The sequence below is a fragment of the Albimonas marina genome (assembly GCF_029223255.1).
Classification (GTDB): Bacteria; Pseudomonadota; Alphaproteobacteria; order Rhodobacterales; family Rhodobacteraceae; genus Albimonas.
Genome location: NZ_JARHUC010000006.1, coordinates 380,989 through 395,031 on the forward strand (window position 1 = coordinate 380,989; position 14,043 = coordinate 395,031).

Genomic DNA, 14,043 nt, shown 5'->3' on the forward strand with positions numbered 1-14,043 from the left:
GGGGAGGGCGCGAGGATTGCGCGGGGATTGCGCGGGGAGGGCCGCGCGGGCGCGACCACGCCCCGGCTTTCGCACCGGCCCGGCCGCGGGTTAGGAAGGCGTATGGAGAACCGGGCGGAGTCGGGCGAGGGAAGCCCTTTCTGGCAGGCTGCCGGGCGCGACGCCCTGCTGGCCGCGCTGGCCTTCCAGCTCGACTGCGGCGCCGACGAACCCATCGCCGAGACCCCGTGCGACCGCTTCGCCGAGAGCGAGGCCGAGCTCGCCCGACGCGCCGCCCAGGCCGAGGCCGCCGCCGCAGGCGCGGGCCCCGCGCCCGGCGGGGCGGCGCGCTCCCGCCCGCCCTCCCCGCGCGCCGCCCCGCCGGGCGCGGGGCCCGCGGCGCGCGGACCGGGCGGGGCCGAGCAACCCCCGAAGGAGGCCGCGCGCGAGGCCGCGGCCGCGGCCACCACGCTCGAGGCGCTGCACGAGGCGATCCGCGGATTCGACGGATCCCCCCTCAAGAAGGGGGCGCGCAACACGGTGATCTGCGACGGCCATCCGCAGGCCCGCGTGATGATCGTGGGCGAGGCGCCCGGGCGCGACGAGGATCGCCTCGGCAAGCCGTTCGTCGGCCGCTCGGGCCAGCTCCTCGACCTGATGCTGAAGGCGATCGGCCTCGACCGCGCCTCGGCCGAGCCGGCGACGGGCTGCTACATCACCAACGTCGTCTACTGGCGCCCGATCGAGAACCGCCGCCCCTCGGGCGACGAGGTGGCGATGCTCGCGCCCTTCCTCGAGCGGCACATCCAGCTCGCCAAGCCCGAGTTCCTGGTGCTGATGGGCGCCTCCCCCGCCCAGGCGCTGCTGGAGACGACCATGGGCATCACCCGCCTGCGGGGGAGCTGGCGGCTCTGGAACGGCGTGCCCTGCCTGCCCACCTTCCACCCCGCCTACCTGCTCCGCCAGCCCGACAAGAAGCGCGAGAGCTGGCGGGACCTGCTGTCGCTGCGCGCCGCCCTGGACGGCGCGAAACCCTGGGAGGACGGGCGATGACCCCTTCCGATTCCGCGCCCGCCCACGGCGGCCCGGCCGAGCGCGAATTCATTCCCCTGCGCATCGCGGTGCTGACCGTCTCCGACACCCGCACGCGGGCCGACGACCGCTCGGGCGACACGCTCGTCGCGCGGATCGAGGCGGCGGGCCACACGGTCGCCAAGCGCGAGATCGTGCCGGACGAGCGCGCCCTGATCGCCGACACGCTGCGCGGCTGGGTCGCCGATCCCGCCATCGACGTGGCGATCTCGACCGGCGGCACCGGCCTGACCGGGCGCGACGTGACCGTCGAGGCCCATCGCGACGTCTACGAGAAGGAGATCGACGCCTTCGGCACGATCTTCGCCGTGGTCTCGATGGGCAAGATCGGCACCTCCGCCGTGCAGTCGCGCGCCTGCGCGGGCGTGGCGGGGGGCACCTACCTCTTCGCGCTGCCCGGCTCGCCCGGCGCCTGCAAGGACGCCTGGGACGAGATCCTGAAGGCGCAGCTCGACTACCGCCACAAGCCCTGCAATTTCGTCGAGATCATGCCCCGCCTAGACGAGCACATGAGGCGCAAGTGACCCGCCATCCCGGCCCCCTCGGCGCCGCGCAGGGGGACCTGGACGAGGCCTTCGACCTGATGGGCGACTGGCAGGGGCCGGGGGACGAGGCGGCCGCGGCGGTCTACGCCGTCGACCCGCTCGGCCGGATCCTGATGCAGCTTCGCGACGACGCGCCGGGCCTCGCGGCCGCGGGGCTGTGGTCGCCCTTCGGCGGCGGGGTCGAACCGGGCGAGACCCTGCGCGAGGCCGCGGTGCGCGAGTTCGAGGAGGAGACGGGCCTGCGCCTGGCTCCCGACGCCCTGCGCCCCTACGTCCGCGTCCTCTCCGGCCGCCCCGGCCGCCCGCGGATCTACACCTATCTCGCGGCGATGCCGGCGGGGGCGGAGGCGATCCGCCTGGGCGAGGGCGCGGGCTTCGCCCTGTGGACCCCGCGCCAGATGCGCCTGATCCCCCTGTCCCCCGCCCTCGCCGACGCCGGGCTGCGGCTGGCGGGGATGGTCGAGGCCGGCGCGGTCCCGCTCCCGGGCTGACCGGCCTTACAGACGCGCGCCGGCAAGACTCCGAAGCCCGAACGGAAACCGCCCGCGCCGGGAGGGCGCGGGCGGTGTTCAGGATCCGGGTCTGCGGTAGCGGTCAGCCGCCGACGACCTCGGCGTCGGCGCCGCCCTTGGGCTCGTCGCCGCCCGCGGCCTCGCCCTCGGCGGGCTTGTCGCGGCGGGTGCGGCGACGGCGGGCGCGGGGACGGGGCTGCTCCTCGCCGGCTTCAGGCGTGGCGACCAGGGCCGAGGCGGGCTCGTCGCCCTCCGGCTCGATCGTCTCCATGCCGCCGCTGGGGGCGTCCTCGGACTTGGCCTTGCGGCCCTCGCCCTTGCGGCCGCCCTCGGCGCGCGGCGCCTCGGCGCGGGGCTCGTCCTGGGACGAAGTCTCGGGCTGGGACGCGTCGGAACCCGAGGGCTGCCGGTCGCGGCCCTCGTCGTCGCCGTCGCGGCGGGCGTGCCCGTTCACATGCGGCTGCTGGTTCTGGCTCTGCTGGTGCGCCTGCTGCTCGGCCTGGGCCGCCGACAGCATGCGCAGGTAATGCTCGGCATGCTGAAGGAAGTTCTCGGCCGTCACCCGGTCCCCGGCGGTCTGGGCGTCGCGGGCGAGCTGCTCGTACTTGTCGATGATCTGCTGCGGCGTGCCGCGCACCTTGCCTTCGGGCCCCGCGCTTTCGAAGACGCGGTTGACCACGTTGCCCAGGCCCTTGGGGCGGTTGTTCTTGCCGCGGTTGCGGTTCGACTTCTGCGATGGTCTCATGTCGTCCGGTTCTCTGCCCGATCCATGCCCGGCCCGACCCCCGTCTCAGAGCGTCGGCCGGTCACCGTGGCGTATCGGGGCCGATGGGCCCGCATTCCGCGGCTACGATGCGATTGGCTGTTCGTCACGCCCGGCGCCTGCAAACCCCTCGCGCAGGGGGCGTCTCCGACGAACACGTCTACCGTTATATGCGGTTGAGGCCCCTGCGCAAGGGCGCGGCGCCCGGAAATCGGTCAAAATTGACGCGGGCGCCCGTGGTCTGCGTCTTCCGGGCGACGGAATTCCAGCGCGCGGGGGCGGTCGTCGAAATCGCGATGCGCGGCGTGCAGGACGAATCCCTGGGCGGCGAAGATCGCCTCGACGTCCCCCTCCTGGCCCGCCCCGATCTCCAGGATCGCGCGCCCCCCCGGCGCCAGCGCCCCGTCGAGCCCCGCGGCGATGGCGCGGTAGGCGCCCAGGCCGTCGGCGCCTCCGGACAGGGCGGCGAAGGGCTCCCAGCCGCGCACCTCCGGGTCCAGCGCCTCGACCTCCTGCTCGGGGATGTAGGGCGGGTTGGAGACCACCAGCTCGAACCGCCCCCGCACGCCCGCGAACCAGTCGCCCGGCTGCATCTGCGCCCGCCCGTCGAGCCCCAGCGCCACGGCGTTGCGCCGCGCCGTCGCCAGCGCCGGCTCGGACCGCTCGATCCCCAGCCCCGAGGCCTGCGGCCATTCCGCGAGCAGGGTCAGCAGGATGCAGCCGCTGCCCAGGCCCAGGTCGAGGATCCGGCGCGGCGCCGGCCCCTCCAGCGCGGCGGCGATCAGCGTCTCGGTCTCGGGGCGGGGGTCGAGCACGTCGGGCCCGACCTCGAAGCGCCGGCCCCAGAACTCCCGCGCGCCCATGATCTGGGACATCGGCTGGCGCGCGGCGCGCTTGCCCAGCCCGGCGGCGAAGCGCGCGGCCTCGGCCACGGTCGGCGGCTCGTCCATCCGGGCGGCGAAGGCCGCGGCCTCCAGCCCCGAGGCCCAGCGCGCCAGCAGCCGCGCGTCGCGGGCGGGATCGGCCACGCCCGCGGCCTGCAGCATGCGCACGCCCTCGGCCACCTGGCCGGCGCGGGTGGCGGGGGCGCTCACGCCTCCATCTCCGCCAGGCGCGCGGCCTCGTCGGCCTCGGCCAGCGCCGCGACGATCTCGTCGAGGTCCCCCGCCATCACCTCCGCCAGCCGGTAGAGGGTGAGGTTGATGCGGTGATCGGTCACCCGCCCCTGGGGGAAGTTATAGGTGCGGATCCGCTCGGAGCGGTCGCCCGAGCCGACCTGGCCCTTCCTCGCCGCCGCCCGCGCCGCGTCCGCCTCGCGCCGCTGCAGGTCGAACAGGCGCGCGCGCAGCACCGCCATCGCCCGCGCCCGGTTCTGGTGCTGCGACTTCTCCGAGCTCGTCACCACGATGCCCGTGGGCAGGTGGGTCAGGCGCACGGCGCTGTCGGTGGTGTTCACGTGCTGCCCCCCGGCGCCCGAGGCGCGCATGGTGTCGATGCGGATGTCGGCGGCGGCGATCTCGACGTCCGCCTCCTCCGCCTCCGGCAGCACCGCGACGGTGGCGGCGGAGGTGTGGATGCGCCCCCCGCTCTCGGTCGCGGGCACGCGCTGGACGCGGTGCACGCCGCTCTCGTGCTTCAGCGCGGCGAAGACGCCCTCGCCCCGCACCGCCGCGACCGCCTCCTTGATCCCGCCCAGCTCGGTGGCGCTCTCCTCCAGCAGCTCGAAGCGCCAGCCGCGGCGCTCGGCGAAGCGGGCGTACATGCGCAGCAGGTCGCCGGCGAAGAGCGCGGCCTCGTCGCCCCCGGTGCCCGCCCGGATCTCGAGGATCGCGGGCCGCGGATCGGCGGCGTCGCGGGGCAGCAGGGCGCGGCGCATGGCGGCCTCGGCCTCCGGCAGGCGGGCGCGCAGGGCGTCCAGCTCCTCCGCCGCCAGGTCGCGCATCTCGGGATCGGCGAGCATCGCCTCGGCCTCCGCCTTCGCGGCCTCCAGCGCCAGGAAGGCGCGGGCCTGCTCGGCGGCCGGGCGCAGCTGGGCGTAGTCGCGCGACAGCGCGGCCACGTCGCCCTTGCCCTCGGCGAGGGCGGCCTCGAGGTAGTCGAAACGGGCCAGAAGCTGGTCGAGGGCGTCGCGGGCGATCATGCGCCCGTCTTCGCTCCCGGCGCAGGGAGCGTCAAGGCGGCGGCGGCCCCCCGCGACGCCCCGATCGGCAGGGCGGGGACGGCGGGCGGCGCCGCCGAAGACGTCTCTCATGCGAATTGCGCTTTGGACGCGGCGAAAGCGGGCGTATCCTTCGCCCATGCGAACGTCACGCCGGCTTTCCGCCGCGACCGCGGCCCTCGTCCTGCTCCCCGCCCTCGCGGCGGCGGACGGAGGCTGGTCGCCGCCCCCCGCCAAGGACGGCTACGCCTATCCCGACTGCTACTGCACCAACCGGGGCGAGCGGGTGGAGATGGGGGGCACGACCTGCATCCGCATCGGCTCGGTCGAATACACGGCCGTCTGCGGCATGTCGCTCAACAACCCCGCCTGGCGGAAGATCGGGGACGGCTGCACGCCCCAGCCCGGCGCCTCACTGCTCCAGCGGCTTCAGCAGCTCCAGCCAGGTTGAGACCCGCTCGGCGTTGACCCCGAGGTCGGACTTCCCGAAGCGCGAGCGCGACCAGATCGCCAGCGTCGAGCCTCCGGCCGCCGGCAGCGTGCGCACCGAGATGTAGTCGGGGAAGCCGAACACCAGGCTGCGCTGGCGATAGGTGGTCAGCCCCTCGGCCGGGTCGCCGGCGATGCGCTCGACCCGCGGCTGGGCGAGGACGGCGGCGTCGAAGGCTACCGCCAGCTCGTCCGGCGGCACGGAATAGAGCGGGGCGCGCCCGTCGGGCGTGCCCGCCGCCCCCTCCGGCGTCGCGCGCCAGGAATTCTCGGCGGGGCCCACGTCGGCGGACATCGGGTCGACATGCCAGGCGGCCGGGGTCTCGGGGGCGAGGCGCACGGCCGCGGCCGCGCCGGCGGCCAGCACCAGAAGCGCCAGCGCGCCGCCCGTCACGATGCGCGAGGGCACTTACTGCGCCGCCTGGCCGGCGGTCTCGGCCTCCTGCCGCTCGGCGGCGGCCCGCTCGGCCTCCAGCGCCTCGGCTTTCTGTTCGACGAGGTCGACGATGTGGTCGATCATCTCTCCGTTGCCGATCTTGTGATCCGCGATGCCCGAGAGATAGACCATGCCGCTGCCCGCGCCGCCGCCGGTGAAGCCGATGTCGGTCTCGCGCGCCTCGCCCGGGCCGTTCACCACGCAGCCGATGATCGACAGCGTCATGGGCGTGGCCACATGCTCCAGCCGCTCCTCCAGCATCGCGACGGTCTTGATCACGTCGAAGCCCTGCCGCGCGCAGGAGGGGCAGGAGATGATCGTCACGCCCTTGTGGCGCAGGTTCAGGCTCTTGAGGATCTCGAACCCGACCTTCACCTCCTCCACCGGATCGGCCGAGAGGCTCACGCGCAGCGTGTCGCCGATGCCCATCCACAGCAGGTTGCCCAGCCCGATCGCCGACTTGATCGAGCCCGAGACGCGCCCGCCGGCTTCCGTCACGCCCAGGTGCAGCGGCGCGTCGGTGGCGTCGGCCATCGCCATGTAGGCGGCCGAGGTCAGGAACACGTCCGAGGCCTTCAGCGAGATCTTGAACTCGTGAAAGTCGTTGTCTTCCAGCAGCCGGATGTGGCGCAGCCCGCTCTCGACCATCGCCTCGGGGCAGGGCTCGCCGTATTTCTCCAGCAGGTCCCGCTCCAGCGAGCCGGCGTTGACCCCGATGCGGATCGAGCAGCCGTGGTCCTTCGCGGCCTTCACCACCTCGCGCACCTTGGCGTCCGAGCCGATGTTGCCCGGGTTGATCCGCAGGCAGGCGGCGCCGGCCTCGGCGGCCTCGAGCGCGCGCTTGTAGTGGAAGTGGATGTCCGCGACGATCGGCACGGGGCTCGCCGCGACGATGGGCTTGAGCGCCTTGGTCGAGGCCTCGTCGGGGCAGGAGACGCGCACGATGTCCGCGCCCGCTTCGGCGCAGGCGCGCACCTGGGCGATGGTGGCGCGCACGTCGTGGGTCAGCGTGTTGGTCATGGTCTGGACCGAGATCGGGGCGTCGCCGCCGACCTCGACCTTGCCCACGCGGATCTTGCGGCTGGGGCGGCGGGCGATGTCGCGCCAGGGTCGGATGCTCATGCAGATCGTCCTCGTCCGGTCGCGCGGCCTGCGCGCGACTCCATGGCCGGTCCGCGCGAACATAAGCCTTCCCCCCTCCGCTGACGACCCCCTCCGCCGCGCCCCCCGAGTCGTGCCCGGGGGAGGGCGGCGCCCTGCCGCGTCCCGCGCAGCCGCCTGCCGGATTGCCCGAACCCGCGGCGCGGGGCAGGGTGAAGTCCACTCCAACCAAAGGAACCGACGATGTCCGACGACGGCGAGACGCTGGATTTCTCCGACCCGATGCAGCGGCCCCGCTTCGCCGGCATCGCGACCTTCTTCCGCCTGCCGTGGCAGGAGGACTTCGAGGTCTCGCCCCCCGACATCGGCGTCATCGGCGTGCCCTACGACGGCGGCGTCACCAACCGCCCCGGCGCCCGCCATGGCCCGCGGGAGGTCCGCTCCCAGTCCAGCCTGATCCGGCGCATCAACCAGGCCACCGGCGCGAGCCCCTTCGAGGCGAAGCGCATCGCCGACCTGGGCGACGTGATCATCGCCAAGCCCTACGAGCTGACCGGCGCCCACTCGGAGATCCAGAAGTTCTACGAGCGCGTGGTCGCCGCCGGCATCCGGCCGCTGAGCTGCGGCGGCGACCACTCCGTCGCCCTGCCGATCCTGCGCGCGGTGGCCAAGGACCGCCCCGTCGGCCTGATACAGATCGACGCCCATGCCGACACCGGCGACAACTACATGGGCTCGCGCTTCCACCACGGCGCGCCGTTCAAGGTGGCGACCGACGAGGGGCTGCTGGACCCGAAGCGCTCGGTCCAGATCGGCATCCGCGGCTCCCTCTACGACCGCGACATGTGGAAGTTCTCCCACGACGCCGGGATGAAGGTCGCCTACATCGAGGAGGTCGAGGAGAAGGGCTGGAAGCAGGTGATGACCGAGGCGCTGGCCTTCGCCGGCCCGGGCCCGGTCTACGTCTCGGTGGACATCGACAGCCTCGACCCCGCCTTCGCGCCCGGCACCGGCACGCCTGAATCCGGCGGCCTGACCATGCGCGAGCTGCAGGGCATGATCCGGATGCTGAAGGGGCAGGAGATCGTGGGCGCCGACCTCGTCGAAGTCTCGCCCCCCTTCGACGTGGGCGGGCTGACCGCGATGAACGCCGCCAACGCGATGTTCGAGCTGCTGTGCGTGATGGCCGAATAGGCCCGCCCGGGAGGGGCGCGGAGCGTGGCGCCCCGCCCACGCCTGCGCCCGCCCGCGCGACCGTTCGCAACCGCAAACGTCGCGAAGCGGCGACGGATCGGCCATATGATCCGCGTTGAACGGACGAACGCGGGGGAACCGGTCCGGTGAAGCGCAGGCTGACGACGATCTTCTACGCCGACGCGGTGCGCTTCGGCGCCCAGATGGAGGCCGACGAGGCCGCCACCCTCCAGCGTCTGCGCCGCGCCCGCGCCGTCATGCGCGAGCAGTTCGCCGCCCACGACGGGCGCGAGGTGAACACCTGGGGCGACGCGGTGATCGCCGAGTTCGCCTCGGTGGTCGAGGCGGTGCGCTGCGCGGTGGCGGTGCAGGAATCGCTCGCCACCCTCGCCCCTTCCGAGCCCGACAGCGCGCAGATGCGCTTCCGCATCGGCATCAACCTCGGCGACGTGATGGCCGAGGGCGACGACCTCTACGGCGACGGCGTCAACGTGGCCGAGCGGCTGCAGGGCCAGGCCGAGCCCGGGGGCGTGATGGTCTCGGGCACGGTGCGCGAGCTTGCCCACAAGCAGCTCGCCGTGGGCTTCGACTTCGCCGGCGACCTCGAGGTGAAGAGCCTGCAGGAGCCGGTGCCCGGCTGGCGGGTGCGCATGGCCCGGCGCAACGATCCCGCGCCCGAGGCCGCGGGCGCGGCCTCCGACGACGCCGGCGGCGTCGCCTGGGACCTGCCCGAGCGCGGCGTGGTCGCCGAGATCAACCGCTGGGCCGCCTGGGGCCGCGCCCAGCCGCGCAAGGTCCGCCGCGCCGCCGCCTTCATCCTGTTCTTCCTGGCGCTGAACGTGCTGGGCGGGCTCTCGACGCCCTGGTTCATCTTCCCCTCGCTGCCCTTCGCGCTCTACATCCTGCGCCATCGCGATCCGCGGGTGATGCCCTGGCGCTTCGGACGCGCCCCGGCGCCCTGAGCCGCCGGCTTCGCCGCGCCGACGCGGCGTCGCCCGGCCCGGGGACCGGGCCCGGGGGCCGCGAGGCGAAAAAGACCGTTCCGTGTCCCAACCGCCACGGGGCGTCCGAGGGGTGAGTCGGGCGCATCCTTAACCACGTTTTCACCAAATTCCGGCGGAATCCGCCTTCAGGTCCGGGTTTTCGCGCGCGAATCGTTAAATTCGGGGTAAGGTCCCTCTGCGCGCGGGACGGTTGCGGCCCTCGCGCGTCACGACTAGAGAAGCGCGCGAACGCGTCACCATCTGCGGCAGGGCAGAGCAGGCGATGGACATCGACCCACCGACCGCGCTGCGCGGGTTCGACTCCTACGAGGTCCGGCTCGGCGACGAGCTTCGAGGCCACCGCGCGACGCGTGGCAAGTCGCTGCTCGACGTGCAGCGGGAGCTGCGCATCAAGGCGTCCTACATCGACGCGATCGAGAACTGCGACGCGTCCGTGATCCCCAACAAGGGTTTCGTGCCGGGATACGTGCGCGCCTACGCCCGCTATCTGGGCCTCGAGGCGGACGCGATCTACGCCCGGTTCTGCGAGGAAAGCGGCTTCGTCGGCCAGACCACCCGCGCCAGCGCCCCGGGCGCCGCGCCGGCGGGCGGCTTCCGGCTGGGCGGGGGGCTGGGCGGCTCGGCCGCCGCCGGTCCGCGCCGCGCAGGTCCCGACCTCGCGCTCTCGCGCTCCCATTTCGCGGCGCCCGTGGGGCGCGCCCGGCCGGTGGGCCTGGGCGTCTCGCTCTCCGATCTCGCCTCGGTCCTGGTGCTCGCGGGGCTGATCTGCGGGCTCGGCTACGGCGGCTGGGCGCTGGTCAAGGACATCCAGCGGGTCGACTTCGCCCCCTCCAACGAAACCCCCGTGGTCGCCGAGGCGCCGCCGAACGTGGCCCTGCCGGGCTTCGACGCGCAGGCCGCCCCCAACGGCTGGCCGGGCCTCGACGTCGCCCCGCGGCGCGAGGGCTGGGATCCGAAGAAGGAGGCCGCGCTGGCCGAGCTCTACGCCCCGCGCGAGATCGCGCCGCCGGTGGTGGAGCTTCGCGACGGCCCGATCGCGGCCATCGACCCGGCCTCCTCCGGCCTCTACGCCGGCCCCCGCGCCGCCGCCCGCGCGACCGAGCTCGCCTCCGCCGCGCCGGCGATGGGCCCGACCCAGCCGCCGGGCCCCGACGCCCCGGTCGTGCCCGACGCCGCCACGACGCTGGCGGACGTGGCCGCGGCGGGCCTCTCCGGCGCCGCGGCGCCCGGCCAGCCCGAGGCCGCGGGCGCGCTGGTCGCCTCGGCCGGCGACGCCGCGCTGCCCCTGCCGACGCCCGGCGCCCCGACGCCGACCCAGGCGGCCGAGGGCGTGTGGCTGGTGGTCACCGATCCCGCCTGGGTGCAGGTGAAGGCCCGCGACGGCTCGATCCTCGTGCAGCGGATCATGGAATCCGGCGAATCCTGGCAGGTCCCCCTCGACGAGCCGGGGGCCGAGCTGCGCGCTGGCAACGCCGGCGGCGTCTGGCTGCAGGTCGACGGCGCCCTGCACGGCCCCCTCGGCCGCCCGGGCGAGGTGGTCAAGCGCATCTCCCTCGCCCCCGCCCGCGTGGCCCAGGACTGGCCCGCCGCCGGCGCCCCCCAGGCCGCCCGGAACTGACGCGGCCCGCGCGCCGCGTCCGCCTAGCCGGGCGCTCCCCCGCCGCCTGAGCCCGTCGCCCACCCCCTATCCGTGAAAATTCGCCGAAGTCGCAAGGGCTTGCCCGCTCCCGGCGACCGGGGCCGCAGCCGCTTCGCCCGATTTCCGCCCCGCGGACACCCCCTCCGCGTCCCGAAATCGTCCCCGCGCCTCCGATTTCCGGCCCGAAATCGGCCCTTTCCCAGCGTCATCTTCCTCTCCAGACGCCGCCCCGCAGACGGGCGGACCGCCCGAGAGTCGCCGGGAGACCGGCCGCCCGACCGACCTGAGAGGAGCCCGTGATGACCCGTTCCGCCGACATCCTGCGCCGCGCCGCCCTGCCGATGATCCTGCTGGCCGGCCTCGCCGCCGCCGCCTGCGCCCCCGTCGGCCCGGCCGTCCCCGACTCCGTGGCCGACGACGGCGTGGTCCTGGTCCCCGCCTACCCGGACTATCAGAAGACCTACTGATCGCGCCCTTCCGCACCGATCCGTCTGCGCCGCCCCGGACGCCCCGCGTCCGGGGCGGTCGCGCGTCCGGCCCCGCAGGCGGCGGAGGAGCCGACGCCAGGTCATCTCCCGTTCAGGCTTGCGGCGCGCGTTTCCGGACGGGCAGATGGGGGGCGGGACCTGGCCCGCATCCCATCGGCAAGTCCCGGATAGATTTGATGTCACGCATTTCCGCCGCCGCCGCCCGGCCGGCCCGCCGCCTCGCCCGGCTCGCGCTGCTCGCCGCCGCGATCCCCCTCCTCGCCGCCTGCGCCGGCCGCTCCGCCCAGCCCTTGGCGGGCGAGGCGGTGACCAACGAATACCGCCTCGGCGGCATCTACTTCGACAACGAGCGCGGCGACCAGAGCATCTACTTCGTCGTCGCCCGCCTGCGCGAGGACGATGGCATGACCGCGGTCTGCGGCGCCTACGGCATCACCGGCGCCGAGGATTTCTCGATCTTCGGCGTCGACCGCCTGCCCGCCGTGCTCGACCGCAGCCGCGTCCAGTTCGACGGCGAGACCTTCCTTTGGGACGCCGCCCGCTTCACCGGCCCCCATTCGGTCGCCGAGATCGAAGACATCGTCGGCAAGCCCGCCGCCTGCCTGCGCCTCGATAGGCCTTGGCGGCCGGAATACGGCGACCGGGAGCGGCTGGAGGTCGACATGCCCGACCGCCTGTACTTCACCGGCTGAGATCCCCGTGCGCCAGCCCGGCCCGGTCAGACGACCGGGTCGGGCAGGTCCGCGCCCTCGAAGAAGGCGGCGAGGTTCGCCACGCACTTCATCCCCATCGCCTCCCGCGTCGCCTGGGTGGCCGATCCCAGGTGCGGCAGCAGCGCCACGTTCTCCAGCCGCCGCAGCGCGTCGGGCACCTCCGGCTCCCGCGCGAAGACGTCGAGGCCGGCGCCCGCGATCTTCCCCGCCTCCAGCGCCGCGATCAGCGCCGGCTCGTCCACCACGTCGCCGCGGGCGGTGTTGATCAGGTAGGCCTCGGGCTTCATCCGCCCGATCAGCTCCGCCGAGATCAGGTTGCGGTTCTCGGGCGAGGCCGGCGCGTGGACCGAGATCACGTCCGCCTCCGCCATCAGCGCTTCCAGCTCCCGCCGCTCCGCCGGCATGCCGGGATCCACTTCCGAGCGGTTGGCGTAGAGGATTTTCATCCCGAAGCCGTAGTGCGCCCGCCGCGCGGTCGCCCGCCCGATGCGCCCCATGCCCACGATGCCCAGCGTGGCGCCGGTGGGGTCGCGGCCCAGCATCTGCGTGGGCGCCCAGCCGTGCCATTCGCCCGCGCGGATCATCCGCTCCCCCTCGCCGCAGCGGCGCATGATCATCAGGATCAGCGACATCGCGATGTCGGCGGTGGCGTCGGTCAGCACGCCGGGGGTCGAGCTGACCCGCACCCCCGCCGCCCGGCAGGCGTCGAGGTCGATGTGGTTGGTCCCCACCGAGAAGGTCGCCACCATCTTCGCCCGCGGCGCCTCGCCCAGGGCCGCCGCGTCGATCCGGTCGCCCACCGTGCACAGCACCGCGTCCGCGCCGGCGAAGGCCTCGGCGAGGGCGGCGGCGTCCATCTGCGCGTCGCCGGGGTTCAGCACCGCGTCGAAACGGGCTGCGAGCTCGGCCTCCACCCGCTCGGGCAGGCGGCGGGTGACGACGACGCGGGGTTTGGCGGCTGACATGCGGCGCTCCGGTCCGGAAAAGGGGCGGGGAGGCGCAGGCTAGGCCGCGGGGCGCGCCGGGGAAAGGGTCTCCGAACGCGCCGCGGCCCGGCCGAGGGGCCGGGCCGCGGGTCGCGGATCTCGATGCAGGCGGGGCGTCAGCCCAGGGCGCTGCGCACCTCGGCGCCGGCCTTGCACACGTCCATGCGGCCGGAATAGCGGCGCTTCAGCCGCGTCATCACCGCGCCCATGTCGCGCAGGCTGCTGGCCTTGGTCTCGGCGATGGCCGCGGCGATGGCCGCGCGCATCTCGTCGTCGGACAGCGGCCGGGGCAGGAACTCGCGGATCACCTCCGCCTCCCGCGCCTCTTCCTCGGCCAGGTCCAGGCGGCCGGATTCCTCGTAGCGACGGACGCTGTCCTCGCGCTGCCGGAGCATCTTGACCAGGATCTCCTGGACCTCCGAGTCGTCGAGCGCGTCGCCCGCGGCCTCGTCGGCCGCGCGGGCGGCCTCTCGGTCCTGGATGGCGGCGCAGATCAGACGAAGCGTGCAGAGGCGAGTGGCGTCCTCGGCGTCGGTCGCTTCGCGAAGGGCCGCGATGATGCGGTCACGCATGTAGGGCTCCACAGCCGGGGCGGTAACGAGCGGCCAACTTACACTGGACCGCGCGAGTCGCCAATGCGGCGAAAATTTGGCAAGCCTTTGATTTCATTTCGGTCCTCTGGACCGGCATCCGAGTCGCACTTCACAGGGCTTGGCCAACCGATTCCGTGCGCGACCGGGGGTCGTCCGGGCCGCCGGCGGCCCCGGTCCGAACCCGGGCCCGACGCCGCTCGTCGACCGTCGGGAAACCAGGCTCGCGCCGCTCGGTTCCCCGCCGTCGGGAGAGGAATTAGCGCAGCCGGCGCGCTTCGCCAGAGGCGCCCGCGACGGTTTTCGCGCTGCATCCGTCCCGATTGTCGTCGCGCCCTTCCTATCGCCCGCCGC

Annotated in this window: 16 protein-coding genes; 9 read left to right on the forward strand and 7 right to left on the reverse strand. The window is 74.2% G+C overall.

The features are described from left to right. Positions 1 to 102 precede the first annotated feature (102 nt). Genes P2H44_RS18290 through P2H44_RS18300 form a run of 3 tightly spaced genes read left to right on the forward strand, consistent with a single transcriptional unit; the run spans position 103 to position 2,107 of the window. Positions 103 to 1,032 (forward strand): uracil-DNA glycosylase, encoded by a 930-nt coding sequence (locus tag P2H44_RS18290; protein WP_275765638.1) that lies wholly within the window; start codon positions 103 to 105, stop codon positions 1,030 to 1,032. Continuing rightward, complete coding sequence (gene moaB, locus P2H44_RS18295; protein WP_275765639.1) at positions 1,029 to 1,595, forward strand: molybdenum cofactor biosynthesis protein B; 567 nt, start codon at positions 1,029 to 1,031, stop codon at positions 1,593 to 1,595. Before P2H44_RS18290 ends, moaB begins: the two co-directional genes overlap by 4 nt. Next, positions 1,592 to 2,107 carry an NUDIX domain-containing protein gene (locus P2H44_RS18300; RefSeq protein ID WP_275765640.1) on the forward strand — a complete coding sequence of 172 codons (516 nt, stop codon included), beginning with the start codon at positions 1,592 to 1,594 and terminating at the stop codon, positions 2,105 to 2,107. The genes moaB and P2H44_RS18300 overlap by 4 nt, the downstream gene beginning before the upstream one ends. 103 nt (positions 2,108 to 2,210) lie before the next feature. Here P2H44_RS18300 and P2H44_RS18305 read toward each other — a convergent pair whose 3' ends face one another. The 3 genes from P2H44_RS18305 to prfA form a co-directional block, all read right to left on the reverse strand. Then, complete coding sequence (locus tag P2H44_RS18305; protein WP_275765641.1) at positions 2,211 to 2,873, reverse strand: DUF4167 domain-containing protein; 663 nt, start codon at positions 2,871 to 2,873, stop codon at positions 2,211 to 2,213. A 233-nt stretch (positions 2,874 to 3,106) separates the two neighbouring features. Beyond that, entirely contained in the window at positions 3,107 to 3,985 is an 879-nt protein-coding gene (gene prmC / locus P2H44_RS18310) for a peptide chain release factor N(5)-glutamine methyltransferase (RefSeq protein ID WP_275765642.1), read from the reverse strand. Next, on the reverse strand, positions 3,982 to 5,031 hold the full coding sequence (gene prfA, locus P2H44_RS18315) for a peptide chain release factor 1 (protein ID WP_275765644.1): 1,050 nt from the start codon (positions 5,029 to 5,031) through the stop codon (positions 3,982 to 3,984). Before prfA ends, prmC begins: the two co-directional genes overlap by 4 nt. A 157-nt stretch (positions 5,032 to 5,188) precedes the next feature. Here prfA and P2H44_RS18320 point away from each other — a divergent pair, with 157 nt between their 5' ends. Further along, positions 5,189 to 5,500 carry a hypothetical protein gene (locus tag P2H44_RS18320; protein ID WP_275765645.1) on the forward strand — a complete coding sequence of 104 codons (312 nt, stop codon included), beginning with the start codon at positions 5,189 to 5,191 and terminating at the stop codon, positions 5,498 to 5,500. Here the strand turns inward: P2H44_RS18320 and P2H44_RS18325 are convergent. Together P2H44_RS18325 and ispG are read right to left on the reverse strand one after the other, a co-directional pair. Then, a complete protein-coding gene (locus P2H44_RS18325; RefSeq protein ID WP_275765646.1) occupies positions 5,462 to 5,947 on the reverse strand; it encodes a DUF1499 domain-containing protein in 486 nt (161 codons plus the stop codon). The genes P2H44_RS18320 and P2H44_RS18325 overlap by 39 nt on opposite strands. Further along, on the reverse strand, positions 5,948 to 7,096 hold the full coding sequence (ispG, locus tag P2H44_RS18330) for a flavodoxin-dependent (E)-4-hydroxy-3-methylbut-2-enyl-diphosphate synthase (RefSeq protein WP_275765647.1): 1,149 nt from the start codon (positions 7,094 to 7,096) through the stop codon (positions 5,948 to 5,950). It abuts the gene before it with no gap. Positions 7,097 to 7,318: 222 nt separating this feature from the next. On the opposite strand from ispG, the gene speB reads away from it, so the two are divergent. The 5 genes from speB to P2H44_RS18355 all read left to right on the forward strand — a co-directional run bounded on the left by speB (position 7,319) and on the right by P2H44_RS18355 (position 12,092). Beyond that, a complete protein-coding gene (gene speB / locus P2H44_RS18335; RefSeq protein WP_275765648.1) occupies positions 7,319 to 8,269 on the forward strand; it encodes an agmatinase in 951 nt (316 codons plus the stop codon). A 146-nt stretch (positions 8,270 to 8,415) separates the two neighbouring features. Beyond that, positions 8,416 to 9,231 carry an adenylate/guanylate cyclase domain-containing protein gene (locus P2H44_RS18340; protein ID WP_275765649.1) on the forward strand — a complete coding sequence of 272 codons (816 nt, stop codon included), beginning with the start codon at positions 8,416 to 8,418 and terminating at the stop codon, positions 9,229 to 9,231. A gap of 304 nt (positions 9,232 to 9,535) precedes the next feature. Further along, a complete protein-coding gene (locus tag P2H44_RS18345) occupies positions 9,536 to 10,891 on the forward strand; it encodes a helix-turn-helix domain-containing protein (protein WP_275765650.1) in 1,356 nt (451 codons plus the stop codon). A 320-nt stretch (positions 10,892 to 11,211) separates the two neighbouring features. Continuing rightward, positions 11,212 to 11,379 carry a hypothetical protein gene (locus P2H44_RS18350; RefSeq protein WP_275765652.1) on the forward strand — a complete coding sequence of 56 codons (168 nt, stop codon included), beginning with the start codon at positions 11,212 to 11,214 and terminating at the stop codon, positions 11,377 to 11,379. Positions 11,380 to 11,576: 197 nt separating this feature from the next. Next, entirely contained in the window at positions 11,577 to 12,092 is a 516-nt protein-coding gene (locus tag P2H44_RS18355; RefSeq protein ID WP_275765654.1) for a hypothetical protein, read from the forward strand. A gap of 26 nt (positions 12,093 to 12,118) precedes the next feature. Here P2H44_RS18355 and P2H44_RS18360 read toward each other — a convergent pair whose 3' ends face one another. Next, entirely contained in the window at positions 12,119 to 13,078 is a 960-nt protein-coding gene (locus tag P2H44_RS18360) for a 2-hydroxyacid dehydrogenase (protein WP_275765655.1), read from the reverse strand. 137 nt (positions 13,079 to 13,215) lie between these two features. After that, positions 13,216 to 13,671, reverse strand: a complete 456-nt coding sequence (locus P2H44_RS18365; RefSeq protein WP_275765656.1) for a GatB/YqeY domain-containing protein — start codon at positions 13,669 to 13,671, stop codon at positions 13,216 to 13,218. Between the last annotated feature and the right edge of the window lie 372 nt (positions 13,672 to 14,043).

Coding starts and splice junctions, on each gene's coding strand:
- speB (WP_275765648.1), top strand. CDS start 7,319: ATGTCCGACGACGGCGAGACGCTGGATTTCTCCGACCCGATGCAGCGG.
- P2H44_RS18305 (WP_275765641.1), bottom strand. CDS start 2,873: ATGAGACCATCGCAGAAGTCGAACCGCAACCGCGGCAAGAACAACCGC.
- P2H44_RS18290 (WP_275765638.1), top strand. CDS start 103: ATGGAGAACCGGGCGGAGTCGGGCGAGGGAAGCCCTTTCTGGCAGGCT.
- P2H44_RS18320 (WP_275765645.1), top strand. CDS start 5,189: ATGCGAACGTCACGCCGGCTTTCCGCCGCGACCGCGGCCCTCGTCCTG.
- P2H44_RS18360 (WP_275765655.1), bottom strand. CDS start 13,078: ATGTCAGCCGCCAAACCCCGCGTCGTCGTCACCCGCCGCCTGCCCGAG.
- ispG (WP_275765647.1), bottom strand. CDS start 7,096: ATGAGCATCCGACCCTGGCGCGACATCGCCCGCCGCCCCAGCCGCAAG.
- P2H44_RS18345 (WP_275765650.1), top strand. CDS start 9,536: ATGGACATCGACCCACCGACCGCGCTGCGCGGGTTCGACTCCTACGAG.
- P2H44_RS18365 (WP_275765656.1), bottom strand. CDS start 13,671: ATGCGTGACCGCATCATCGCGGCCCTTCGCGAAGCGACCGACGCCGAG.
- P2H44_RS18350 (WP_275765652.1), top strand. CDS start 11,212: ATGACCCGTTCCGCCGACATCCTGCGCCGCGCCGCCCTGCCGATGATC.
- P2H44_RS18355 (WP_275765654.1), top strand. CDS start 11,577: ATGTCACGCATTTCCGCCGCCGCCGCCCGGCCGGCCCGCCGCCTCGCC.
- moaB (WP_275765639.1), top strand. CDS start 1,029: ATGACCCCTTCCGATTCCGCGCCCGCCCACGGCGGCCCGGCCGAGCGC.
- prfA (WP_275765644.1), bottom strand. CDS start 5,031: ATGATCGCCCGCGACGCCCTCGACCAGCTTCTGGCCCGTTTCGACTAC.